29 protein-coding genes are annotated in these 23769 nt (G+C 67.4%); 14 read left to right on the top strand and 15 right to left on the bottom strand.

Annotated elements, in window-relative coordinates; all coding sequences use genetic code 11:
* Positions 1–12: 12 nt before the first annotated feature.
* From DEI94_RS18340 to DEI94_RS18330, 3 genes are all read right to left on the bottom strand, one after another.
* A complete protein-coding gene (locus DEI94_RS18340; RefSeq protein WP_111027478.1) occupies positions 13–255 on the bottom strand; it encodes a hypothetical protein in 243 nt (80 codons plus the stop codon).
* Positions 252–2249 carry an NAD-dependent DNA ligase LigA gene (ligA, locus tag DEI94_RS18335; RefSeq protein WP_181441870.1) on the bottom strand — a complete coding sequence of 666 codons (1998 nt, stop codon included), beginning with the start codon at positions 2247–2249 and terminating at the stop codon, positions 252–254. The genes DEI94_RS18340 and ligA overlap by 4 nt, the downstream gene beginning before the upstream one ends.
* A gap of 70 nt (positions 2250–2319) precedes the next feature.
* Positions 2320–3204 (bottom strand): hypothetical protein, encoded by an 885-nt coding sequence (locus DEI94_RS18330; RefSeq protein ID WP_146249549.1) that lies wholly within the window; start codon positions 3202–3204, stop codon positions 2320–2322.
* A gap of 42 nt (positions 3205–3246) precedes the next feature.
* On the opposite strand from DEI94_RS18330, the gene DEI94_RS18325 reads away from it, so the two are divergent.
* The 3 genes from DEI94_RS18325 to DEI94_RS18315 are packed head-to-tail and all read left to right on the top strand — an operon-like array spanning position 3247 to position 7296.
* Positions 3247–4179, top strand: a complete 933-nt coding sequence (locus DEI94_RS18325) for a metallophosphoesterase (RefSeq protein ID WP_111027475.1) — start codon at positions 3247–3249, stop codon at positions 4177–4179.
* Positions 4180–4186: 7 nt separating this feature from the next.
* Positions 4187–4591, top strand: a complete 405-nt coding sequence (locus tag DEI94_RS18320; RefSeq protein WP_111027474.1) for a hypothetical protein — start codon at positions 4187–4189, stop codon at positions 4589–4591.
* Entirely contained in the window at positions 4588–7296 is a 2709-nt protein-coding gene (locus DEI94_RS18315) for a hypothetical protein (RefSeq protein WP_111027473.1), read from the top strand. The genes DEI94_RS18320 and DEI94_RS18315 overlap by 4 nt, the downstream gene beginning before the upstream one ends.
* Before the next feature lie 24 nt (positions 7297–7320).
* Here DEI94_RS18315 and DEI94_RS18310 read toward each other — a convergent pair whose 3' ends face one another.
* A complete protein-coding gene (locus DEI94_RS18310) occupies positions 7321–8073 on the bottom strand; it encodes a hypothetical protein (protein WP_146249548.1) in 753 nt (250 codons plus the stop codon).
* A 103-nt stretch (positions 8074–8176) separates the two neighbouring features.
* Between DEI94_RS18310 and DEI94_RS18305 the strand changes: the two genes are divergently transcribed.
* From DEI94_RS18305 to DEI94_RS18255, 11 genes are all read left to right on the top strand, one after another.
* The gene (locus DEI94_RS18305) at positions 8177–8698 is read left to right on the top strand and encodes an SLOG family protein (protein WP_111027471.1); all 522 of its coding nucleotides are present in this window, start codon (positions 8177–8179) and stop codon (positions 8696–8698) included.
* A gap of 110 nt (positions 8699–8808) precedes the next feature.
* Entirely contained in the window at positions 8809–9273 is a 465-nt protein-coding gene (locus DEI94_RS18300; protein ID WP_111027470.1) for a hypothetical protein, read from the top strand.
* Positions 9266–10153, top strand: coding sequence for a hypothetical protein (locus DEI94_RS18295; RefSeq protein WP_146249547.1), 888 nt, complete (start codon positions 9266–9268; stop codon positions 10151–10153). Before DEI94_RS18300 ends, DEI94_RS18295 begins: the two co-directional genes overlap by 8 nt.
* A 23-nt stretch (positions 10154–10176) precedes the next feature.
* Positions 10177–10551, top strand: a complete 375-nt coding sequence (locus DEI94_RS18290; RefSeq protein ID WP_181441869.1) for a hypothetical protein — start codon at positions 10177–10179, stop codon at positions 10549–10551.
* Between the two features lie 29 nt (positions 10552–10580).
* Positions 10581–11318 carry an HD domain-containing protein gene (locus DEI94_RS18285; RefSeq protein WP_181441868.1) on the top strand — a complete coding sequence of 246 codons (738 nt, stop codon included), beginning with the start codon at positions 10581–10583 and terminating at the stop codon, positions 11316–11318.
* Positions 11315–11566 carry a hypothetical protein gene (locus DEI94_RS18280; protein ID WP_146249546.1) on the top strand — a complete coding sequence of 84 codons (252 nt, stop codon included), beginning with the start codon at positions 11315–11317 and terminating at the stop codon, positions 11564–11566. Before DEI94_RS18285 ends, DEI94_RS18280 begins: the two co-directional genes overlap by 4 nt.
* A gap of 55 nt (positions 11567–11621) precedes the next feature.
* A complete protein-coding gene (locus tag DEI94_RS18275) occupies positions 11622–12539 on the top strand; it encodes a hypothetical protein (protein WP_111027466.1) in 918 nt (305 codons plus the stop codon).
* A 77-nt stretch (positions 12540–12616) separates the two neighbouring features.
* On the top strand, positions 12617–13765 hold the full coding sequence (locus tag DEI94_RS18270) for a DNA-methyltransferase (RefSeq protein ID WP_111027465.1): 1149 nt from the start codon (positions 12617–12619) through the stop codon (positions 13763–13765).
* Between the two features lie 3 nt (positions 13766–13768).
* Complete coding sequence (locus DEI94_RS18265) at positions 13769–14746, top strand: AAA family ATPase (RefSeq protein WP_111027464.1); 978 nt, start codon at positions 13769–13771, stop codon at positions 14744–14746.
* 65 nt (positions 14747–14811) lie between these two features.
* Positions 14812–15423: a peptidyl-tRNA hydrolase gene (locus DEI94_RS18260; protein ID WP_146249545.1), complete on the top strand. Its 612-nt coding sequence runs from the start codon at positions 14812–14814 to the stop codon at positions 15421–15423.
* Positions 15423–16007: a thymidine kinase gene (locus DEI94_RS18255; RefSeq protein WP_111027462.1), complete on the top strand. Its 585-nt coding sequence runs from the start codon at positions 15423–15425 to the stop codon at positions 16005–16007. Before DEI94_RS18260 ends, DEI94_RS18255 begins: the two co-directional genes overlap by 1 nt.
* A gap of 361 nt (positions 16008–16368) precedes the next feature.
* Here DEI94_RS18255 and DEI94_RS18250 read toward each other — a convergent pair whose 3' ends face one another.
* The 11 genes from DEI94_RS18250 to DEI94_RS18200 all read right to left on the bottom strand — a co-directional run bounded on the left by DEI94_RS18250 (position 16369) and on the right by DEI94_RS18200 (position 23747).
* Complete coding sequence (locus DEI94_RS18250) at positions 16369–16770, bottom strand: hypothetical protein (protein ID WP_111027460.1); 402 nt, start codon at positions 16768–16770, stop codon at positions 16369–16371.
* A 576-nt stretch (positions 16771–17346) separates the two neighbouring features.
* On the bottom strand, positions 17347–18048 hold the full coding sequence (locus tag DEI94_RS18245; protein WP_181441867.1) for a helicase associated domain-containing protein: 702 nt from the start codon (positions 18046–18048) through the stop codon (positions 17347–17349).
* A gap of 174 nt (positions 18049–18222) precedes the next feature.
* Positions 18223–18588 (bottom strand): hypothetical protein, encoded by a 366-nt coding sequence (locus tag DEI94_RS18240; protein ID WP_111027458.1) that lies wholly within the window; start codon positions 18586–18588, stop codon positions 18223–18225.
* Between the two features lie 108 nt (positions 18589–18696).
* Positions 18697–19056 (bottom strand): hypothetical protein, encoded by a 360-nt coding sequence (locus tag DEI94_RS18235; protein WP_111027457.1) that lies wholly within the window; start codon positions 19054–19056, stop codon positions 18697–18699.
* A gap of 79 nt (positions 19057–19135) precedes the next feature.
* A complete protein-coding gene (locus tag DEI94_RS18230) occupies positions 19136–20386 on the bottom strand; it encodes a DUF7007 domain-containing protein (protein ID WP_111027456.1) in 1251 nt (416 codons plus the stop codon).
* A gap of 55 nt (positions 20387–20441) precedes the next feature.
* On the bottom strand, positions 20442–21146 hold the full coding sequence (locus DEI94_RS18225; RefSeq protein ID WP_146249544.1) for a hypothetical protein: 705 nt from the start codon (positions 21144–21146) through the stop codon (positions 20442–20444).
* Positions 21147–21168: 22 nt separating this feature from the next.
* Complete coding sequence (locus DEI94_RS18220; protein WP_111027454.1) at positions 21169–21843, bottom strand: hypothetical protein; 675 nt, start codon at positions 21841–21843, stop codon at positions 21169–21171.
* A 25-nt stretch (positions 21844–21868) separates the two neighbouring features.
* Positions 21869–22381, bottom strand: a complete 513-nt coding sequence (locus DEI94_RS18215) for a hypothetical protein (RefSeq protein ID WP_146249543.1) — start codon at positions 22379–22381, stop codon at positions 21869–21871.
* 46 nt (positions 22382–22427) lie between these two features.
* Positions 22428–22715, bottom strand: coding sequence for a hypothetical protein (locus DEI94_RS18210; RefSeq protein WP_111027452.1), 288 nt, complete (start codon positions 22713–22715; stop codon positions 22428–22430).
* A 75-nt stretch (positions 22716–22790) separates the two neighbouring features.
* On the bottom strand, positions 22791–23294 hold the full coding sequence (locus DEI94_RS18205; protein ID WP_111027451.1) for an HNH endonuclease: 504 nt from the start codon (positions 23292–23294) through the stop codon (positions 22791–22793).
* Between the two features lie 33 nt (positions 23295–23327).
* Positions 23328–23747, bottom strand: coding sequence for a hypothetical protein (locus DEI94_RS18200; RefSeq protein ID WP_111027450.1), 420 nt, complete (start codon positions 23745–23747; stop codon positions 23328–23330).
* Positions 23748–23769 lie beyond the last annotated feature (22 nt).

Here is a 23769-nt window from a genome sequence, read left to right as displayed (position 1 = left end):
GCGGTCGAGCGGTTACCCGTCGGCGCCGAGACCTGCCTTCGGGAGCGGGTCGCTCATGACGGGCTCTGTGGTGGTGACGGTCTTCGTGTAGGAGCGGATGCGGCCTGTCCCGCCGTCGCCGTGCGCTTTCCAGCTGGCGGATCGTTCGTCGTCCTCGACGATCCAGAACGGTCCGCTACCCGAAGTGCCTGCGTCGTACTGGTACTCCCAGATGACTGTAGAGACGGCCTTGGTGAGCGCCTTCCGACGGCTCATCGTCCGATCATCTCCGCGAACTCCTCGGGCGTGACGATGCGGACGCCGAGGTCGGTCGCTTTCTGCCACTTCGACGTTCCGACCTCGGAGGAGACCAGCAGCGATGTGGTCTTCGACACAGACCCGGAGGACTGCCCGCCCATCCGTTCGACGAGCTCGTTCGCTTCGTTCCGTGAGGTGCCGGCGAGCGGGCCGTTGAGGGCGCCGCTGATGACGACCTTCATCCCGGCGAGCGGCAGCGCGGCCGCCGTCTCCTCAGCGGCCTGCTCGGGCTCCTCCCCCATGTTCACGCCTGCGGCGCGGAGCTTGTCGATGACGGCGCGGTTCCGCTGGAACCCTTCGTGGAACAGGGCGGCGCGTTCCGGGCCGACCCCTTCGATGCCGGAGGTGAGGAAGTCCTCCTCGGTCGCGGCGAGGAGGGCGTCCATGGTGTGGAAGTGGTTCGCGAGACGGCGGCCGAACGTGCGACCGGACTTCCGGATGCCGAGGGCGGTGATCACCCGGTTCAGCGGCTGGGCCTTGGCGGCGTCGATGTTGGCGAGGATCTTCTCCGCGACCTTCCCACCGAGGAAGCGCTTCGTGCCCTTCTCCGTGGTGCCCAGGCTCAGGTTCGCCAGCTGCTGGAACTGCAGGGTGAACAGGTCACCGAGGTCGTTGACGAGCGGGCGCTCGCCGGAGACGAGTGCGTCGGCGATGGCAGTGGAGAACCCGTCGATGTCGAGGGCGTCACGCGACCCGGCGTAGGAGATGAGAGCGCCGATGCTGTCGGCCGGGTCGGTGGAGCGCCAGATGACGGCGGACTTGTCCAGCGGCGCACCGGACGGGGAGACATCCGACGGGATGTACGGGGTGACGCCCTCGGGGTTCTCGACGACGCGGCCGACCCGCGGGATGATGTCGTTCGCCTTGAATACCTGGACGACGGACCCGATACCCACGCCGAGCTCGGCGATGATGGACGGGTTGTGCAGGGTGGCGCGGCTGATGGTGGACCCGTCAACGGTGACCGGGTCGAAGATGGCGGTGTAGCTGATGTTGCCGGTGCGGCCGACCCCTTCGATGATGTCGAGGACGGCGCTGACGGCGGTCTCCGCCTCGTACTTGTACGCCACTGCCCACCGCGGCGCGCGGCTGGTCGTCCCGAGCGCGGCCCACACCTCCGGTTCCACCACCTTGAGGACGACGCCGTCGGTCGGGTACGGGAAGTCCGCCGCCTTCCGCTCGTCGCCGAACGCGAGGACGCGGGCGATGACATCGGTGCTGTCGGCGGCGATGTCCAATCCGCTGCTGGTGGTGAACCCGGCGAGCTCGAGGTTCCCGTCCTGGATGCCGCGGTCGCTGTCGTACGCCATGAACGTCAGGCGCACGTCGTAGTCGAGGTCGCTCTTGCGGACGGAACCGGCGGTTGCGTTCCGGGGGTTCGCGAATGCGGGCTTGCCGGAGGCGACGCGGTTGGCGTTGGAGAACTCGAAGTCGTCGCGGGTCATCAGCAGCTCGCCGCGGACGTTCAGGACGCCGTCGGCGAGGGCGGACCCGAGCTGCTTCGGGAGGCCTGTGATGTGGAGCTTCATGACGTTGTCGGTGAGGTCTTCACCGGTGACCCCGTCACCGCGGGTGGACACCTGCGCCAGGGTGCCGTTCTCGTAGCGGGCGTTAAAGGCCATCCCATCGAACTTCGCCTCGAGGCGCACGGTGCCGCCCGCTGCAGCCACCCGGTCGACGAACGATTCGATGTCGGCGAGGTCCTTCACCTTGTCCAGGGAGAGCATCGGCACGTCGTAGGTGACGTTCCCGCCGACGCTGACTCCGGCGGCGACTGCGGTGAACAGGCCGTGTTCGACGACGTCGTCGGGGTTCGCCTTCTCGTACTCGCGGATGCGGTCGAGGAGGTGGTCGTACTCCGCGTCGGTCATCAGCTCATCGGAACCGTCGTAGTAGGCGAGCGCGGCGGTCTTCGCCTGGTCGATGGCGTCCGTGTACGAGAAGTCAGCCAACTGGTCCTCCGGGGTGGTGATGCGGTGCGGTCACCATCTTCTATGCGCGGACGGACGTCGGCGGGTGCGGTCAGTCCGCGTCGTCCGGATGCACCTTCCCGATGACGCGCCGCCACGGCGCGGTGAGGTTGTCGTAGCCGGCCTGCGTCCACCCGGGAGCCTCGCCGGACCCGATCTTCCACCGGTAGGTGAGGGCGACCGCGGCATCCCGGGCCGCGGAGCAAGGATCAAGATGCGCGTCGGTCCCACCGTCGGCGAGGAACCCGTCGTCCAGGATTGCTTCGGCGATGGCGCGGTTCGGGTTCACCGACTCCACGTCGGTGGAGCGGCCATCGACGGCGGCGAGGTGCGCCTCCCGCTGCTCCATGCGTCGCACCGCAGCCCAGGCAGCGTTGTGCACATCCTCGTCCTCGCGACCTGCCGCTGCGGCGAGCGCGTCGTCCTCAGCAGCGGTCAGCTGTCGGCTGCGGGCGGCGATGGTCTGCGCCGCGAGGGTGACTGACAGGGCCGCCAGGATCGCATCATCCGAGGCCGGTGCCGGAGCAGACGTCTCTGGTTCGTACCAGACGGTGACGTCGGGTCCGATACTCGCGGCGAGCGCTGTCGCCGCCTCGAGGTCCCCTTCGTACAGGCCACACATGTCGCACCGTTCGACGCCGTTGCCGTTCCACGGGGCGAGCACCCCCGGGATGGCGTGGATGCGTTCGCCGCACGGCCCGTCAACCGGGTGCTTGCTGAACCGGGCCAGGTTGATGTCCTGGCCGTTGGCGTCGCGGAGCCACGGGTCGGTTTCGCGGGCGATGACCGCGTTGCCGGACCCGTCCCACTGCTGTTCCTCCGGGAGCACAGCGGCGCGGTCCGTTGTGGTGAGGGCGACGGTGTCGGCGGTGAAGTGCTTGTGGGTGAACTCGCCGGTGCTGGCGTGCAGGTTCCCGCGCGCGTCTGAGGTGGTCATGCTGTTCTGTGTGCGCGGCGCCCGCCGCATACAAGCCTGACCGTGAGCAATACCGCCTCGGCCAACGCTGTCCGCTTCACCGAGTATCCGGACCCGGATCTCCTCCTCGTGCACTTCTCCGACGTGCATCTGCTCGGCACCGACGACCCGTTGTACGGCGTCGCGGATGCAACCGGTCATCTCAAGCGCGCGCTCGCCGGGTTGGAATCGTCGGGTGCGAAGCCTGCGGCGTTGGTGTTCACCGGGGACATCGCTGACACCGGTGACCGGGACGCGTACCGGAGGATTCGAGCGGTGGTCGGTCCGGTCGCGCATCGTCTCGGAGCGACGGTGCTGTGGCTGATGGGGAATCACGATGACCGGGAGGTGTTCCGCCGGGAACTGCTCGGCTCCCAGTCGGTGGACCGCTCCCCCGTCGATTCGGTCACCACGTTCGACGGGCTGCGCGTCATCAGCTTGGACACCACAGTCCCCGGGCATCATTACGGGCAGATCCGACCGGAGCAGCTCACCTGGCTGCGGAACGAACTGGCGACGCCGGCGCCGCGCGGCAGCATCTTGGCGCTGCATCATCCGCCGCTGCCGTCGATCGTGGAGCAGGCGGTGACCTGCGAACTCCTAGACCAGCAGGACCTCGCAGCGGTCGTCCGAAGCTCTGACGTGCGAACCATCCTCGCCGGCCACATCCACCACACGTCGTTCGGGACGTTCGCCGGGATCCCGGTCTCCGTCGCCACCGCGTCGTCGTACACGCAGGACCTCACCGCCCCGCAGCACGGCATGCGCACCGAGGACGCCAACCAGGGATACAACCTCGTGCACGTGTACGAGGACACCATCCTCCACTCCGTCGTCCCCATCGGCCACGGACTTCAGATGGATTTCGTCAGCGCGGAGGAATCCGGGCGCCGCCTCGCCGAACAGGGGATCATCCGGCTGGCACGCCGCACAGGAGCGTCCGGCTTCCGCGCATAGAGGAAGCATGCCGAAGCAGACCACGAACGCCGAGTACCGCGTCCGAGTGCACGCCGCCATCCGAGCAGCCGTCGAGGAGCGCACAGGCCGCACCGCGGACCGTGACCTGGTCCGTGCCGTCGCCGATGAGGCCCTCGTCACCGCCATCGGACAGGCAGTCGTCCGCCTCGACGCTCGTCCCGAGTTCCCCTTCATCCACGGGCTGCCGGACGCTGCCGCGATCGCGTGGACGGACGCCGACCACGGCGAGCACATCGCCCTTCGCTACGGCCACCCCGGCAACGGCGTCTGGCGGTACAACGACACGGGCTACTCCGCCGCCGACCTGCTCGACATTATCGGCAGCTCCACCCCGCATCCGCTGGACTTCCGCAGCAGCCCGCAGACCAGCCCGTCGGAGGTCATCCGATGACCGCCGTCGTTCCCGCCGACGCCGACGACGACTCAGGTGACGCCATCGAGGTGTTCCGCGCTGCCGCTGACGCCGCCCGCCAGGCTGCCGATGTCGCAGTTCCCGGTAACTCCATCGCGATGACCTCCTCTCCCGAGGACGCGATCGAGGTGAAGGCCCGCCTCGCCAGCGCACACAAGGAGATCGTCCGCGCCAGGAAGGCCGCGCTCGAGGCGCAGCAGGCTGCCCGCGACCTCATCGAGCGGAAGAGGCGTGAGCTCGAGCAGATGATGCGGGACGCGAACGCGCTCCTGGCTCCGCTGCAGAAGCAGATGGACCGGCTGCAGGATGGCATCAGCGCCGTGAACCTCTACCTTGGCCGGGACGAGGAGATCATCCCCATCAGGGAGGGGGAACGCGCATCAGCGGACGAGGTCGTCATCCTCCGGCAGACGACGCTGAACATGGATGAGGAGACCGCGTTCCTCGCCGACGAGGGCGGCATGGACTTCTCCAACATCGGGGAGTTTGTCGATTGGCTGCACGCCGACCAGCGGAACGTCGACCAGATCATCCCGGAGACCAAGGGCGTTGTCGCGTTGCAGCCCCGCGGCCGGTGGAAGGACTACGCCGGCGACCCGTTCGCTGACGCAGCCATGAACGCCGCCAACCGGGAGACGTTCTGGTTGGTGCGGAACGGGGAGAACCTGTGGCTGACCACCGCGCCGTTCAGCGTCGGCGAGCACGCCGTCCCCCGCGCGGACCTGTTCACGGAGATGTTCGATGAGACCGTCGGTGCGGAGCGCCGCCCGATGCAGCCGGGCTCCTCTGCCTGGATCCGCGCCGAGGAAGCCGCGGACGAACTCACCCGGCACTACATGAAGGTGGCGCTGCTACTGCAGGGTCTCGTGGACCGCACGAAGGTGTTCCACCCGCTGCCGAAGGGCGGCCTGTCGTTCATCGACCAGGCGGCGTACGACCGTGGAGTCGTTCGCGTCATCACCGACGATGAGAACGCTCTCGCCGCCGTCCGACAGCCGTTCACCGAATGGCTGAAGGAGCGGACCGCGTCGCTCGACACCGGCATGCGTGTCGTCGGATCATTCGGCTGGGGTCGCGGGTTCCGGCTGTACGAGGACAAGAAGAACTACGAGCCGGCGAACGTCAGTCCGCAGGGCTGCCAGCCGCCGGACGGGGTGTACACGATCAAGCGCATCCAGGACCGTTGGTTCGATTTCTCCTTCACGTTCGACCGAACCGACAACGTGTACGACCGGTACCGCGGCTACACGAAGCCGCAGCGGAAGGCGACGGGGAAGTTCAGCGTCGGCGACAAGTTCGTCATCCCGCTCGACAACGTCACCGTGGAGGAGATGGAGGAGTACCTCGCCGCTCGCAGTGAGCGGCAGCACTACCAGGTGATGTTCCCACTGTTGCGTGCAGCCATCGCGTTCAAAAAGGCGGAACAGGCGAAGGAGCAGCCGTTCCGCGATGCGCTCGTCGCCGTCCTCGCACAGACCAGCGGGTACGACGACCTGGACGCCGTCGGCGACGCCGCGGACGACCTCATCCGCTGGTACAAGACGGCGAACAAGTGGCACCGTCCGCTGAACGCCGACGACGCGAAGGCGTCCCGGCTCATCCTCGCTGAGCACAAGCGCCGACAGACCCCGACGTCAGATGCGACCCTCGCCGCCATCCACGAAACCGCCCCGGACGCCATCGTCATCGCCCGCCGCACCAACGACTACATCGCCGTCGTACCGGAAGCCCGGCAGTACCCCGAGGCTGTGACGCCGGCGAACGTGTGGGCGACCATCATCACGTTCAACACCACCGGCACCGAGAAGAACCGCAACGCCTGGCAGACGATCACCCGCGCACAGGTCGCGAAGTGGACCATCCTGCACCAGACGAACACCTGGGACTCGTGGGAGCTCGACCCGAACAAGGAGACCCGTCTCACCGACGCTGAGATCGATGAGTTCCTCGACTTCCTTCTGCACCACCCGACGCAGCTGGTCAGCAGCCGCGACCGTCACACCCTCGCCAGCCCGCACAAGCACACACCGTTCCGGGTCGTGTACTCCGAGCGTGGGACGAACGACGACCGGGACCGCACGGTCGCTACCATCCACCTCGCCAGCGACGACAACAAGCACTACACGCGGGATGCTCGCGCGATCCGGAAGGCCGACGACCTGCGGTTCTACCTCGACTACGAGTACGAGTCGCACGATTCGAACCGCAACGACCGTCTCGCCTGGCGGACGAACTACTGGGACAGCATCCGCCCTGGGAAGGTCATCTGGCAGGACGACGAAGTTGAGGCGGCACTTGCCGCAGCGATCACTGCCAGGTCGGAGCGGCGGGAAGCGTCGCGGAAGCGTAGTGGTGCGGCTCGCGACCTCGCCATCGCGGTGCGCGGTCAGTGGACGGATCTCGCCTGGGCGCGGCTGCGTGCCCGGTACGTCGAGGACTTCGGCGACGACGAGCTGTGGGATGAGCACAAGAAGACGCTTCGCGAGCCCCGGTACCCGCACTGGAAGTCGCACTACGGGTCCAGCAGTGACTTCCTCACCGTCCTGACCGGGCGGCTCCTGGACGCAGGCATCGACCCGGCCGGGATGAGCGTGGTCGAAGCCGCCGCTGTCGCACCGGGCGACCCCATCGTCATCCCGGACGACTGCGTCGAGCTGCGGTACCCCGCAACCCCGAAGGGATGACTGCGTACGAAGTGCGCGGACGGGTTAGCCGGCGGTGATGGCGCGGATGATTTTCTCGACGTCCTCGTCCGCAGTCACGGCAGTTGTGAAGAACGATGCGACGAACGCTGTACTTCGGAGGAAGCGGGCGATGACATCCATGACCTTCGTGTGACGCCCGACTTCCTGCTGCAGTCCGTTGTTCATCGCGAGGCGCCCGACCAACAAATCGCGCTCTCTCGCAACACCCTCGGCACCGCTGATCTTGAAGGTTTGCGCCGTCCGACGCAGGCCATCAGCGAGGGAGTACAGCAGTTCGCGCACTTCTGGTTCAAGGGTGTCATCGTCCGCCAGCAGAGCACTGAGATCGTCCGCGGTCGATGCAACGGTTTCGAGCAGCGACGACGCATCTACGGGTGACGCGGCGTGGCCCTTCAGCAGCGCGCTCGCGCCAAGGATGCGATCAGTTTGCGCCTCGGAGTACCGCAGCACAAAGTCAACCGTCTGTCCGCTCTGGCCCTGCACGCCGAACGCCAACGCGCCTTCGATACTTGGCAGCGGCTCGAGGAAGAAGTCGTAGGGGATGGAGACTCCTTGATTCTTGAGGTTCGCGAAGGCAGTCCGCACCTCACCTGGCAGAAGCACCAGCTGCGCCACGGCCTGCACATAGTCAACGGTGTTCGGGGCTACCTCAAGGTACGTTCCCCACGTCGAGCTCAGGCTTTGGACGCCGCTGTGCTGTCGGCAGTGGTCGAGCAGCCCGTGCAGGCGGGCGGCGGGGTCTAGCGAGTCGGTCATGTGGCCCTTCGCAGGAAGGGTAGTGGCCACGACCGACGCGCTATGAAATCGCAATCGGGACGGCTCTCTGCGCCGAAGCCGGAGCCAATCGCATAGACCCGTCATGACGGACCTTCTGCCCGGCCAGCCGGCTGCGAACATGACCCTCTGCCCGGACTGCCGCGACTGCTTCGCTGACTGCGTCCGCTGCGGCGGCGTCGGCTGGCTGCCCCCGCAGATTCGCGTCCTCATCACGGGGTCCCGGGAGTTCACCGACCGGTCCATCATCGCCAAGGCGTTGTCACAGGTGCGTCGGGAACACCGTGGCTCGGTCCTCCACGTCGTGGCCGGAGCTGCGAAGGGTGCGGATTCACTCGCGGCCGCCGTCGTTCGAGACGCCGATCCGTCAAAGGCGGTGCTCGAGGAGCATCCCGTCACTGACGCGATGTGGCGTCCTGACGGCCCGAACGGTCCGGTGAACAAGCGCGCCGGTATCGAACGGAACCAGCGGATGGTGGACCTCGGCGCGGACGTCTGCCTGGCGTTCCTCCGTGCCGGCGCCGGCAACCGTGGTACGAAGCACTGCATCGGCGCTGCGAAGCGCGCCGGCATCGAGGTGCGGGAGTTCGAGCAGGGGCCGTTTTGAGAGCCCCGCGGGCCGGGCAGCTCGGCGGCGGAGCCCCTCCTCGTTGCTTGGGCGCATAGACGTCAGCGAGCGCGCGAATCGGTCGCGCATCGACCGCGGGGAGCCGCCGGATGGTGCAGTACGCCGCGTCCACGGACGTGTCCAGCGAGAAGTCGCTGACGGAGATCAAAAGGACCGTCACCCGGTACGGGGCGACCCACTTCGGGTTCCTGGATGAGCCGGGGCGGGCGTCGGTGGCGTTCCGGCTGGGTGACCGGCAGGTGCGGTTCGCGTTACCGCTTCCGGACCGGCAGGCGCGGGAGTTCGCGCATCACTCGCGTGGGGTTCGGGAGAAGCAGGCAGCGGACCGCCTGTATGAGCAGGCGATCCGGCAGCGGTGGCGGGCGCTCGCTCTCGCGGTGAAAGCGAAGCTCGAAGCGGTGGAGTCCGGCATCGGCGAGTTCGACGCTGAGTTCTACGCGTACCTGGTCCTCCCGAACGGTCGAACGATGTTCGAGGAGACCCGCGATCAGGTCATCCACGCCATCGAAGCCGGAGCGACCGGCCGGCTCATGCTGGAGGCACCGGGTGCTTGAGATGCTGACGGCGAAGGACATCATCGAATTGCTCCGGAACCACTACATCGCTCCAAGCAAGCCATCTCCGGGGTTCTTCTGCCCGGAGCTGTCCGACCCGACCGACAAACGACGCGCGGACCTCATTTGGGTGCCCACCACGTGGCAGGAACGCGGGCAACTCATCGGCCACGAGGTGAAGGTGTCCCGCGCCGACGTCGTCGCGGAGCTCGCCGACCCGACGAAAGCGGACGCATGGGCCCGGTACTGCGACCGGTGGTGGCTTGTCGTCTCCGACCCGGCCCTCATAGACGGACTCACCATCCCGGAGCACTGGGGCGTGATGGCCCCACCGTCCAAGCGACGCCGCAGGACGATGACGGTGCTTCGCCCCGCTCCGCAGCTCACTCCCGCCGACAAGACACTCGCGTTGGCGAACGTCCTCGCCCGGCTGCACAACACCGGCGACGACGTGTTCACCCGCATGCAGCGGCTCGAACGGGAACGGGACACGGCGGTGCGAACCGCGGAGCGGCTGGAGACGGTGAACGCACGGCTCGGCGAACAGCTGCGCGGTACCGCAGCCCGTCCTCGTGAGACGGAGAAGATCACCGCAATCCTCGACGCGGTGACGAAACGAACGAAGACCGGCGGCCGCCACCAGTGGCTGCAAGCCGACCCAGACGCCGTCGCCGTCGCCGCGCTCGACTACGCCCTCATCCGACGGAAGACGCAGTTCCTCCTCCGCCGCATCGACGAGCGCGTCAGCCAGTTCAGCCGGGCGCTCGCTCCCACCGACGTGACCGACATCGTCGAAGGACTCACCGGTTTGTCCCGCCGCGTGCAAAAGGATCTCGACGACGCGGACGCCGCAGCCGATGTCGATACGCTGACCCGGTGAATGCGGAGGAGTTGTGTAATCGGGTGCACGCTCGATTGCAGCAGTACGTTCCGTTCCTGCCGTCGCAGGTGTCCTACACCGAGGAGCAGCACGACTCCTCCGACTGGAGCGTGCAGGTCATCGCGGAGGACTACGTCGGCATCGTCGCGCTCATCCGCGGCGGACGATGGTCAGTGGGATTCGCCGTCGCCGAGAACGGACAGCTCCGCACCGCCGACCTCGGAGCGGACATCCCCGCGGAGCAAACCGACGACGCAGCAGATTTCGTCATCGGGTCGCTGCGGAACTACTTCCGAGGCGACTACTTCCCACCGAGGACCTCCGACGCGGAAGCGAAGCGGCAGCGCCTCGACAGCGTCGTAGACGCCATCCTCGTCGACTATGCGCAGCGTCGCTGACGCCGTGCTCCTCCGCGCATAGAGACGTCATGAATCACGCCAATCCGCTGCCGACGCTTGGTGCACCGCTCGCAGACGCTGACGAGGCGCGCCTGTCGTGGTTCATCGTCAGCGCCCGCCGAAGCTTGGCCGGGGATGGCGGCACGGCGCTGCTGTTAAACGCGATCGAGCATGCTGTTGCGGCGCACCGCGCGCAGCAGCGCGTGGACCGGAATGGCAACCGGGTTCCCTACGTCCTGCATCCGCTGCGGAACACCGCGCGGCTGCTGATGTTCGGCGTCGTCGACCATGATGTGCTGGTCGCATCCCTCCTGCACGACACCGTGGAGGATGTTCCGGACGCGCTCGTCGTCGCCCTCACCGGCGGGGATGACCTGGCACCGCTGGCAGCGATTCGCGCTGAGTACGGTCCGGTCGCGGCTGACACCGTCGCCGCGGTGACCAACCCTTCAGAAATCGTCCGTCTGCCGCGCGCGGAACGGAACGCCGCGTATGTCGAGCATGTCGCGGCCGTCGTGTCCGGCAACCCGCGCGCCGTTCTGGTGAAGGCGGTGGACTTCCTTGACAACGCCGGCAGCCTGCCGGACCTGGCCGGAGTGAACCCGGCGATGGCGAAGCGGCTCGCGGCGAAGTACCAGCCGCTGGTAGCCATCCTCGACACCGCGCTCGCAGGGGCCGCCGTCGCAGCGTTCACCGACCATGTCGCCGCCATTCGAGCAGCCGTGCGTTCGACCGGCGACGCCCTCAACCGCATCCTCGCCGCATGACCGCCCCAGCAGAACGGAACGCGATGAAGCCCGAGAAGCATCAGATCTGGAAGCGTCTTAGCACCGGCGAACTGGTGACGGTCACCGCTGTCGGCGCGGCGTGGGAGGCGCGTCGCACCGTCGTCGTGCAGGGGAAGCGCCGCGTGTACGTGGAGTACGGGCCGTTCCTGAAGAAGTACGCGTTCGTCCAAGCGGCGCCGGAGCAGCCCCCGGCCGCACACACCGCGTCGGAGCAGCCCGCCGCGTAACGGATAGTGGGCCCGCTGTCACCTCCATGCAGTCGTGCCGCGCACATGAGCAGGTATGGACGACATCCTCCGCAAGGCGCACACCGGCGAGCGCGGCAACCCAGGCGAGTTCGGAACTCATGACCGGCCGGACGCCGAAGTCACCCTCAGCACAGGGGCTCTCCCCGGCGACGTGACCCTCGCTCCCGGAGAGGACGACTACCTCTACGCCGGCCCGCTCGGCTTCGATGACCTGCCACCCATCGGTATCAGTCGCTTCGAGGACGGCGACGCGTACCTCGTCTCCCCCACCGTGCCGGTGCCGCTGCTCGACTGGGCCCCCACGAACCTCACCGACGAGGAGAAGGCCGCGTGGGTGGAGGACCGCCGCCCCGCCATAGAGACGTTCCTCCGCAACCGGTACGGCGCACACCTGACCGGTCTGGACACGTGGGACGACGACGTGGAACGCATCCGCCGCGCCGGCGCGGAGGTCAGCATCGTCGCCGAGCAGAACCCGGACGGCACCATCAGCCACCAAGCGATCGCCGACGCCGTCAACCGGTCCTCCGCCGTCACCATGACGAACGAGTTCGACGACGGCACGTTCGGCACCCTGAACGCCTCCCGCCTCCTCCGCGAGTACCTCGACACCCGCGCCATCGCCGCGTCCGCCGACGAGATGACGCCGGCAGCCATCGACCGGGAAGTGCGCGCCCGCAACGGCAAGCGGGAACTCCGCGCAGAGACTGCTCGCGCCATCGCCCGCCGACTCGCATACGAGGCGTACGACGGCATCGTCGACGTGCCCCAGCCGGTGCCACACCTCGACGACCTCGCCTACAGCGGCCACGCCGACAAGGAAGAGCTGATGGCAGACCTCCGAGCCATCTACGCGGTCGAGGGGCGCATGAACTCCCGGGTCCGCATCGACATGCTCATGACCTGGATCCTCCACGGCACGCCAGACCGGGAGACGGCCACCGGCGCCTGACCTCGCCGACTCGCCGCAACCCGGTCACGCGCTCTCTGCCTCGCGGCTGCCGGCGCCTGGTCCGCATAGAGCCAGGCATGACCGACATCGCCCCCTGGTACCAGGACGACTGGACGACCGTGTTCTCCGGTGACTCCCTCACCGTCCTCGCGACCCTTCCCGACAACAGCGTCGACGCTGTTGTCACCGACCCGCCGTATGGGCTGGCGAACCTGCCGGCGAAGAAGGTCGCTCTGGCTCTCACCGAGTGGATCGGCGGGAACCGTGCGTTCATCCCCGGCGGGAAGGGATTCATGGGCAACGACTGGGACCGGTTCGTCCCGCCACCCGCCTTGTGGGATGAGGTGTTCCGTGTCCTCAAGCCCGGCGGGTACCTGCTGACCTGGTCCGGCGCCCGCACGCAGGATCTGATGGGGATGTCTGTCCGCCTCGCGGGTTTCCAGGTGAAGGACGCCATCGCATGGAGCCGGGCGGACTCGTTCCCGAAGACGAAGCATTCCCTGAAGCCCGGGTACGAGCCGATCCTCATGGTGCAGAAGCCGCTCGAGGGCACCATCGAGCAGAACATCGCCAAGTGGGGTACCGGCGGCATCCACGTGGACGACGTGCGAACGCCGTTCCGGAACGCTGCTGACCGGGCGGAGACCGTCGGGAAGAACAAGCACGGCCAGTACGGCACGAAGCAGGGCGGGAACAGCGTCTTCGGCGACTTCTCCATGCTTGCCGACCGGAAGGACTACGACCCGGAGGGTCGGCTGCCCACGAACCTCATCCTCGACGAGGAGATGGCGCGTCGCCTTGACGCAGCGAACCCGCCGTCGAAGTCCTCGAAGGGCAAGCCGCGCGCTGCAGCCGCGGGCGAGGGGTGGGGCATGACCGCCACCGGCGCCGAGTACGACGATGAGGGCGGCCCCAGCCGATTCTTCCCCGTCTTTTCCGCCGACGACGACCCGCTGTTCTACGCCGGTCGCGCGCCCGCGAAGGAACGCCCCGTCGGCGAGGACGGCACGAAGCACCCAACCGTGAAGCCCTTGTCCCTGATGTCCTGGACTCTGAAGCTTGTCGTCCCACCGAACGGCGTCGTCCTCGACCCGTTCCTCGGCTCGGGAACCACGGTGGAAGCCGCGCGGATCGCCGGGTTCCGCAGCATCGGTGTCGAAGCGCACGAGCCGTTCCTCGAGCTCATCAAGCAGCGCATCATCCGTTCCACTCCGAAGGAGGCGTAGCCGATGGCTAGCCAGCAGGTTGTTGTCGCGCTCGTCGAAGCGTGGCGTATCCGTGACGATGCTCGGTTCGAGCAGTACGCGAAGATCATGTCCGCGGAAGCGCGCCGGAAGAACGCCACGTCGTCGTTCTCAGACCGAATCGACGAGATCATCGGCCGCGGCCGGGTGGAGCTTGAAGCGCCGAAGGACAAGGACTCCGGGATGCTTCTCGGCCGGTTCTACGACCCGAAGCTCACCTTCGACGACTTGGCGTTGAACGTCGAGGTTCAGCAGCACCTGGACCAGTTCCTCGCGGAGGTGCGCATTTGGGATCAGCTCGCGGAACACGGCATCCGCCGCCGGAACCGGGCACTGTTCCATGGGCCGGCGGGCTGCGGGAAGACGTCTCTGGCATCGGCGCTCGCGGTCGCGCTGGACCGTCCCCTGCTGGTGGTGGAAACCGCTGCCATCACCGGGTCCCTGCTGGGACAGACGTCGAAGAACATCACGAACCTGTTCGACTTCATCGAGCAGGGGAAGTTCGTCGTCCTCTTCGATGAGTTCGACAGCCTCGGGCAGGACCGCGGCGCGCAGCACGAGCATGGGGAACTCCGCCGGGCGGCGAACGTCCTCCTGCAGAAGATCGAGAACTTCGAAGGTGACAGCATCGTCATCGCCGCGACGAATTATGCGGGGTTGCTCGATGATGCGCTCTGGCGCCGGTTCGACCTTGTCGCTGAGATGCCGCTCCCCCGTCACGACGAAATCACCCGGCTCCTGGCTGCCCTGAACCTCGGCGAAGAGGTCACGACCATGCAGGCGGAGCGACTCGTCGGCCAGTCGCACGCTGCTGCAGCGTTCGCTCGTGACTCCGCATGGCGGCTCGCGCTCGTCGCCGGCTGGACGGCGCCGACTGAGGAGGACCTGGTGGCTGCGGTCACGGTTACCCTCGAACGGCCCTGGGCAGGTCAGCGTAGCGAAGCTGCGGCTCTCCGCGCATAATCCTTTCCCACTCTCACGTAGAACAGGACACCGTCTCCATGGCTGGAACCGCCGCTGGCGAGCACGTGCAGGTCATCGTCATGCTCGTCGACCGTGACGACCCGTGCGATGACCGTGACGGCATCGCGGCTGTTGCTGCCGCCGCCGCGGCCGCGTTCCGGGCTGGCGCGGAGAACCCGGTGTGGCAGGAGTGGTTCGGCGAGGCGATGGCGAAGAGCGTTCGCCGCGCGGACGTGAAGATGTTCGGGAGGGTGCGAGAGCAGTTCCCGGATGCTGCGCATGTCCGGGTGGGTGCGGCTGAGGCGCTGGCGTTCCCGCCGATCCCGAATGATGCGTTGCCGAAGCTGCTGTCTCGGTTGCAGGTGTCGGGAACGGTGTTGCCGCGCCTGGATGCTGCGCCAGCGTCGGACGGGTCGTCTGCGGTCGTGCTGCTGAACGCGGACTTGGACATGAGTACGGGGAAGGCTGCCGCGCAGGCGGCGCACGCGTTCGTGCTGTGGGTTGGTGAGACCGCAGGTGCGCTGCCTGCCGTGCCGTCGGTGCAGTTCGCGTCGAAGGCGACGCTCGAGCAGGCGGTGCTGACCTTCAGTGACGCGGCGTTGGTTGTGGACGCCGGTCGGACGGAGGTGGCACCGGATTCGTTGACTGCGGTGGCGCATGGGACGGGCGAGCGCTGATGGCCAAGCTCTACTTCCGGTATGGGGCGATGAACTCGGGGAAGTCCACCGGGTTGCTGCAGGCGGCGTTCAACTATGAGGAGCGTGGGCAGCGGGTCCTGCTGGCGAAGCCGGGTGTGGACACGAAGGGTGACGGGGACATCGTCTCCCGCCTCGGGGTGACCCGCACCGTGGATTTGGTGTTCGCGCCGTCCGACGACGTCCGGACGACGGTGCTCGCTTCGGGTCCGGTGGACTGTCTGCTGGTTGATGAGGCGCAGTTCCTCGCCCGGGCGCAGGTTGACGATCTGCTCCGTCTGGCGGTTCTGGACGGTATTCCGGTTCTCGCGTACGGCATCCGAACCGACTTCCGCACTGAGGCGTTTCCTGGCAGCGCCCGGCTGATGGAGCTCGCGCACACGCTGGAGGAGCTCAAGACGATCTGTCGTTGCGGGCGGAAGGCGATGTTCAACGCCCGGCTGGTGGATGGCGGGTTCGTGTTCGACGGTTCGCAGGTCGCCATCGACGGTGTGGACGTCACGTACGAGTCGTTGTGCGGCAACTGCTATCTGCAGGAGTCCGACGGACGCCTCGACGGCAACTGACTGTGACCGCCACGCCGTCCCTGACCGCACTCCTGTCGAACATGTGTTCGAATAGGGCCATGGGGCAGAACAAGCGATACGGCACCGACGTCAGCGACTCTGCATTGAACGACTTCCTCACCAGACCGCGGCCCATCTCGCTGTCCCGCGAGGAGCTCGGGAACTTGCCGGTGACGCAGTGCGACGACGACAGTGAAGTGCTGGCCTGGGTGCGGTACCCGGAGACACCGGTGGAGGTTCGGGGACGCGTGGTCGAGTTCACGGACCGGGCGGCGCGGGTGGCGTGGCGGAATCGGGACGGCTCCGCCCACTCCGCGTGGGTCTGGCGCGACGCCCTATCGACACCTCCGACCTTTCGTCGCTAGGCCGTGGCGAGGGCCTGCGCGTCCGCTGCGGTCCGCTCGCGCCAGAGGTCCACTGCCGCCGGGTAGCGGTCGGGGATGATGTAGAGGTCGCCGGACTCGTCCTGCGCGACGCCGTACGCGTCATACATGCGCTGCTTGAGGATCTGGATCTCCCGCTGCACCTTCCGGAGCTTCGTCGCGAGAAGGCCCCGACTGACATTGTCCTTGGTGGTTGCCATGGTCCTCGCGAGGCGGGAGAGGCGAGCCTTGAGTTCATCGATGTTCGCGTCCTGGAGCTTTACGATGGCGCCACTCGGGAAGAACAGGATGTCCTCCCCGCCTTCGAACTTGGACGTGATGGGGGTGCCGGCGGCGGGGACCCGGCTGACGGAGGTGAAGTCGGTGTTGAAGTTGCTCACGAGTGGGGCGGTGTCTTTCTGCTGAGAGGAAAGGCGGAGGGGCGGCCCCGCTTGATTCCTCTATGAGCGGACGCGTTCCGCTTTCTGCGGCTTAGCTTGGAGTTTCCCGCTTTCTGGCCGCACCCTCAGGAAAGTTGGCTCCGGAAGCGGTAAGGCCCGCCACCCCATAGGTGCGCGGCTCATCGTCTGCCCCGCCGCTGCAACCCGCACGAAACCATGCCGCTGATACCAACGCGTGAGCGCCGCCGGATCAACACCGAACGCCCCGTCCGGACTCAACGCCAACAGCTTCCCGTGCCGGTCCGCCCACCCACAGATGCTCTCCAGCACCCGCGTACCAACCCCACGACGTCGCTCATGCCGCGGCACCGACAGCAGCTGCACCACCAGCACATCGCCGCGCGCACGCAGATGTACCGTGGTGCCCGGCGCGCGCCTGGCAACCTCGGCCCGCAGGTCGCGGAGCGCGTGCGCGCTGATCATGCGCGCTCGTCCAAGCGCCGCCGGTCACCCATCACGTTGTTCGCCTCCCGGGTGCCGAAGCGACACCACCCGGCAGTGATGCGGCGGAACCGCCTACCCGGCGGCGGTCACCCGGCGGCCCGGCGGCGGCGCCCACATCCAGCCGGTAAGCCCTTCGAGGACCGTCTGCTTCGCAAGGTCCAGCTCCCCGCGGCGGTGCGCGGCGCGCGCATCACGGACGAACCGGCCAAGCTGATGTCCGGCCGCAGTGACATGCCGGGTGTGCACGAACGCGTGTCCGTGCTCCTGCACGAAGTCCCGCAGCGCATGAATCCCGGCTTCCCACCGGTCCTCCCTGGTCTGCCGACCGTGATCCCATCCGGGGAGCGCATGCAACGCGGTGAGGTGTCGAGACGAGAGCCTGCCGGCGCGTTCCGCGGCGCGCGCTCTGGTCACCCACCCGGCGAGACGAACACCGTTGATGACGGTGTCCGCGGGGATACGACGGAGGGAGCGGCCGGAATCCGTCCATTCCATTGCAGCGGTGAGCCCTGCACGAAATGGCTTCCCGAGGTTCTTCCGGGAGTTCCCGGACACACCATCCCAGGACCAGAACGGTAACCCTTCGAGACGAGCCGCCCGCTCGCTGTTGAGCGTTCCCTTCCGACGGTCCCGGCGTCGCTCCCGAATCCAGGAGTTCAACCGCACACCATCTTCCTCATGATCGACCGGAATCGTCAAATGCCCCTCCCGAGCAGCGAACGATGCACACGCGGCAACGCCGCGGTCGAACTGGAAGTCGAATGTGTTCCTCACGGCGTCTCTATGTGCGGACCGCGCCTTCCCGATAAGCGCTCCAGTGACCTTTTCAGGGAACTCGTCCCCCGATTCTGCGGTCCGACATTCACCGGCCACGGAAAACACTCTGGTCAGCGCGGGCATGCGACGCGCTTCCCCCGCAGAGTCGGCAGGCGGGGTACACGGCCCCGATCAGGCGGGAACCGGTTCGATGTCCTCGACCGAGACGACGAGGTGCTTCCCGCGGAGTTCGGTGGCGACGAGGTACACCCGGTGCGACCGCTCGTGCGTGAACGTGGTTGGCGTCTCCCAGTCGCCGTGGTTAACGTCGCCGTCGAACACGGTGCGTGCGCCGACGACGACACCCTCGTTCGGGAACTGATGGCCGAACACGAACCGCTCCCGCCGACTCCAGACGCGCCGAGAACGGTACGTGTCGTCGTACGGCTTCCGGTTCGGGTCCTGCTCCATGACCTCGTGGGTCTTCTCGAGCGTGGCGTTGAACCGCACCCGCTGCCCAAGCTGCAGGGTCGGAACAAGGTCGATGATGGCGGGCATGCGGACACTCCCAGTCAGCCGGCACCCACGAGTGGTGCGACGGGAACAGCAGATGGCACCCTCCGACGTCGCGCCGGCGGGTGCCACCTCTATGCGTCCCGCAGAGCGTCAGCGGAGCGCGTCCACCCACGCGGAGGTGAGCGTCACGTGATGCTGCGGCTCGAGCTCCGCCGCGGTGTACGCCAGCGCCGCATCGCGAACCGCCGCGTACGCCAGATCGTCCTCCGCCGGGGTGGTCATCCCAGCGGTCGGACGAGCGTTGAACGCACTGGACACCACCCACTCCACGTCGATGGAGTCCACCGCAGCGACCGCCACCAGCGCCCAATACCGGTCGAGGACATCAACTTGGTCCTGCACCGCAGCGAGCGCTGACACTTCCGCATCGGTGAGAGCCGCCACCCGAGCAAGGAAGGAATCCAGCGGCGACGCGATGACAGCGGGTCCGGCAGGTAGCAGCAGGCTCATGCCTCCCCTATGCGCGGAACCGCCAAATCAGCAACGTGTGCACCGTTCGGCGACACAAACGTGAGCGGCGACGCTTCCCTTATGCGGGTGTCACCGTCGCAGCGCGCTCCCGCGCAGCCTGGTCGGCCTCCTTCCGCCGAGCCTTCGCTTCCCAGATGGGGCGCTCTTGGGCTCGTTCCTGCTCGGACAGCTCGTTGTACCGGGCCAGGAGCTTGTCGTACCGCGCACGCTGCTCGCGGGTCGCTCGGCCGCCAGCCCTGTCGATGCTCGCCGCCACCATGTGGAAGTCCTCGTACGCAACCCGCGATGGCGTCCGGTCGTCCGGAATCATCGTCAGGGCCTTCCACGTCGCAGCGGACACCCGCAGCGACGAGGACCCTTGCAGGAGCGCGTAGCTGCGCTTGCCTTCGTTCACGTAGACGGTGCGACCTGAGACGCCATCCCGTTCGATAATGTCGCGGAGGGAACGCACGTACCCGGCCTCGTCCCGCCACCGCTGCCGCAGATCCTTCTCCAGCGACTCCCGCGCCGCGGGCGTCAGGGCGCTCGCGTCGACGTCGGACAGGTCGAACGTCTGCAGCTTCGGGCCCGCGTCCTCCTGCGGGGCCTTCTCGGGAAGGCGGCGATGCCGGGCCGGGTCGATAACGAACCTGCGATAGTCGTCGAGCCCCTTGAACGCGACCCGCGGAACGAGGAACTCTGCGGTCTCCTCAGTTGCTGCGACGCGCCCACGGATGAGGAGATGTTCCGGGTCTGTCACTGACCTGTCTGACCCAGCGAAGACGAAGTCGTTCTCGTGCGTCTTCGCGAACAGCTGGTCGTCGCGCACGTGAGACTGGCCGGGAAGAACACTCTCACCGGTGGCCTTCTCGTACTCGTCCGGATACCAGTCCCGGACGTGCTTGAACGCGGTCTCCCGGAATTCCTCGGCGGTCCGAGGGGCACCCCAACGAACCTTCGTGAACTCCTCCGGGAAGTAGGCCTCCGGGATCGCGACCTCCGTGTCCTCCTCGTACCAGCCTGAGCGCCGCCGAAGCGGCGCCGGGATGAGGGCGTTCCGCTGCGGAGAGAGCTTCACGCCACCGTGTCCTGCGGTGCTGATGAAGGTCATGCCTTCGGCGAAGTGCTCAACGTGCTGCACTTCACCCCAGGGGCTGCGGCTGCCTTCACTGATGTTCACCGACCCCCAGTTCTTCTCGACGGGCGGGGCGGACAGTGCGACCGTGTCTGGTGCTTCTCCGCGGTCGTGGGAGGCGAATGCGCCGCCGGTGAGACCGGCTGCGTGGGGGACGCCGGGCTTGTCCTTGCGGCGGAGGGGGTTCGTCGTCATACCGTGCATGTGTGCGGCGATCAGCCGCGGCACCGGCCGGCGGCCCCGTTGTTCTTCAGGGGGTGCCGTGGTCGACGCGAGCCATCAGCCCCCAGCCGACAAGGTCGTCGCTGGTGAGGAACCCGGCGCAGTTGTCGTTACTGTCGTCGTGGTTCCCCTGGTCGGAGGGGCAGGTGCAGCCCTCCACGAAGCCACCGTCGTCGGTGGGGCGCAGGGCGATGTTCTGCACCGCTTGGGTCTGGACGATGAGGGTGTCTCCGGGCTGGAGGTCGCGGACAATGTCGTCGAGGTGGTGCTGCCAGCCGGCGGCGTCAAGGTCCTGGTACGGCTCGAATTCGTGCTGGTAGTCCAGCCCGTCAGGGAACTGCGCCGGCATCCCGCCGTCCGCTGCGAGGTAGTCGCGGTCGAGGGCGGTGTCGTGCAGCCGCTGGATGACTCCGGTGGCGGGGTCGAGGCGGTAGGTGGATCCGAGGTCGCCGTTGTAGTCGGCGACGGACAGCGACTCCCAAATGCGAGGTGCGAACACGCATCCGGGCTTCTGGACTGCGTACCGTTCCCAGGTCTTCTCCGCGTGCTGCCACGGGGCGTCGTCGCTGTACACGTCATACGGGGACGGGTTGACGTCCCGAGACGAGGCCCGGAGCGTGAGCGTCGCCGGTGCCGGCGCGTGCTCCTGGGCGGCGAAGGCGCCGCCGGAAAGCCCGGCCACCTGAGGGATGTCTGCCTTGTCCTTGCGGCGAAGCGTTGCAGTCGCTGTCATGCCCGGCATGTGTGCGGCCGTCTTAGCGGCCGAGGAGCTTCAACAGCAGTGTTTCGGCGCGGTCCGCGAAATCGAGACGAGCGTCCTCCAGTGCTTCGTAGCCCCTGGAGCTCTCGTCGGCTCCGTCGTTGGTGTCCTCGTTGTACTGGGCCTGCGCGCCGTGCAGGGAGGCGAGCAGCGCCTCCGCTTCCGCCCGCACCGCTTCCGCCACCGCGGCTGCTGGCGCTGCGTGCACCGGCTTGCCGGCGATGATGTCGTTCAGCTGCCCTTCCACGGCCTTCGTCGCCTGGTACTCAACCTGGCCGACGACATCGCGCGCGCGCTGGTGCGCGGCGACGGCAGTGGCGATGACGGCCGAGCGCTCATCCTCACTCCACTCGAGGTTGCCCTCCGCGGGGTCCTCGTCGATGGACGTAAAAACGTCGCCGTCCAGCTCCCAGGTGAACACGTGGTCGTCGCCGACGGTGACGGCGGCGATGACCTGGCCGTCGTTGTCGTCGTAGGTCCACGCCAGCGTCGCGTCTGGGAGGGTGGACGGCCACTCGGGAAGCGGCGCAAGGGCTGCTGTCTTCACGGCGTACTCGCCGAGCTGGACAGCATCAGGGGCTGCGAGTGCGACGTTCGCTTCCGCGAAGTGCTTCTCGGTGAACTTCCCTGCGTCGCCGCGTGGGTGGTCAAACTCGTTGAAGGTGGTCACGCGTCGTATGTGTGCGGCGCCGCGGTCACCCGTCGAGGCTGAGGTCCCATGCGTGGGTGAGGGATGCGGGGGCGGTGGGGGCTTCGTCGTCCTCGTCGTGCAGCGGTCCGATGACGCGTCGCCAAGGTCCGGTGAGCAGGTCGTAATCCGCTGTGGTGAAGCCGGTGTCGGCGATGAGGTCGCGGACGAACAAGCCGCGTGCGGCGAGGCTTGCTGCGGTGAGTGCCGGTGGGTGCTTCTCGAACCGGCGAGGCAGTTCGGTGAAGGTGTGCTCGCGGTCGGCGGCGCGAGCGGCGTCACGGGCTCGCCACAGCGCTTCCGCGGTTCGGCCGGCGAAGTCCCGGACGTCACCGGCGTAGGGCGCGTTGCCGCCGTCGTCGATGACGGTGCGGCGCTCAGCGTCGAGGGTCTGCGCGGTGAGTGAGGTCACCTGGTAGTCCGGCAGCGCGTCGAAGGTGCGCACAAGCTGCTTGATTGCCTCCCCCTGCGGACCGAGGTCGAAGGTTGGGGCGGGCTTCCTGCGGGAGAAGATGGCCATGCCGGTGCTGATGCGGCGAAAGGGACGCCGCTGCCGCCGCGACGCGCTACTCCTGTTCGTCGACGCTTCCGACCGTGGCGAGCAGGGCGCTGTCCCCGAAGTGCGTGTCGGTGATGTGCGGATGCATGCCGACTGCCTGCTGCGGGTTCCGGAGGAAGTGACGCAGGGAGATGTCGGTGGTGTCGGTGTCGTACCCGAACCCGCGGACACCGGTGATGGTGCCGTCGCAGCTGATGTCGTCGAGGTCGCTGACGATGCTGCCGCCGGTCTCGTCGAACGTCACCGTTCCCGCCTGCCGGCCGTTCCGACTGAGGCGGATGGTGAAGGTGCGCATACGAAGTCTCCTTGGGGTGCTGAGCGGGCCTGGAGATCGTATGCGCGGACGGACCCGCGGACGCGCGGCGTCGGTTCAGGAGAGTCCGTACGCGTTGGGGTCCACGCCGGCCTTGACGAGCGCAAGCCGCAGGGTGTCCCGCTCCGTGACGACGCGAGGCTTGTAGCGGAGCTTCATGCCCGCTTCCTCGGGGAGGCGGTCGGCCTTCCGCCCATTACAGGAGGAACAAGCGCCGATTGTCGAGTTCCACTCGTTTCGACCTCCTCGTGACTGAGGGACGATGTGGTCCACCGTCAAGGTGGTCTTCGCTCCGCAGTAGGCGCAGCCGAACGGCTGGTCACGTTCGATGACGCCACGCTTGGACCAAGCGCGCGGCCGGTGCCCGTAGGCGACCCGGACGTACTTGGTGAGCCGAACGACCTTCGGGAGTGGGATTTCCCGCGATGCCGAACGAATGCTGGCACCTGGCACCGCTTCGACGATGACCGCGCGATCCGAGACGAGGAACATCAGCGCTCGATGCACCAAGACCGTGGTGAGCGGCTCATACGTTGCGTTGAGGACGACGACGGTGCGCATCGGGCGGGTGTCCTTCCCTCTCGGGTGCCTGCGTTAGGCCTCGGGTATGTGCGGTGGGGTGTGGTTGGCGGGGGTTGCGGTGTGCGGGTGCGGGTAGGTGCTGTACGACGACGTGGTGCTTGCGTGGTGTCCCTCGGCGTCGAGGGTGTCGCCGCAGCAGTCGCAGACGGGCTGTCCGGCGTTGACGCCTTCCAAGCGCCTCGCGTTCGCGTAGAGGGTGTTCCAGCGGGTTTCGACGACGACGGAGGCGGCGTCCTGTGGCACGAGCGCGAATGAGGCGGCCCGCTTGGTGGGGAGGAGACGGATTTCGAGGCCGCCCGCGCCGGGTCGGATGCCGTACACGGCGCCGTCCTGCTCGACCTCGAGGTAGGACACACCGGACGCGGTGGCCGTGTCAGCGCCGATGACGGTCACCCGGTTGAACCGGGGCACCTGGGTGGTGTGCTGACTCATGAGGTCCTCGCTGGTGGATTCT

The organism is Curtobacterium sp. MCBD17_040 (assembly GCF_003234805.2).
Classification (GTDB): Bacteria; Actinomycetota; Actinomycetes; order Actinomycetales; family Microbacteriaceae; genus Curtobacterium.
Note: the sequence above shows the minus strand (reverse complement) of the source record. Positions and strands in the feature narration are given on the sequence as shown.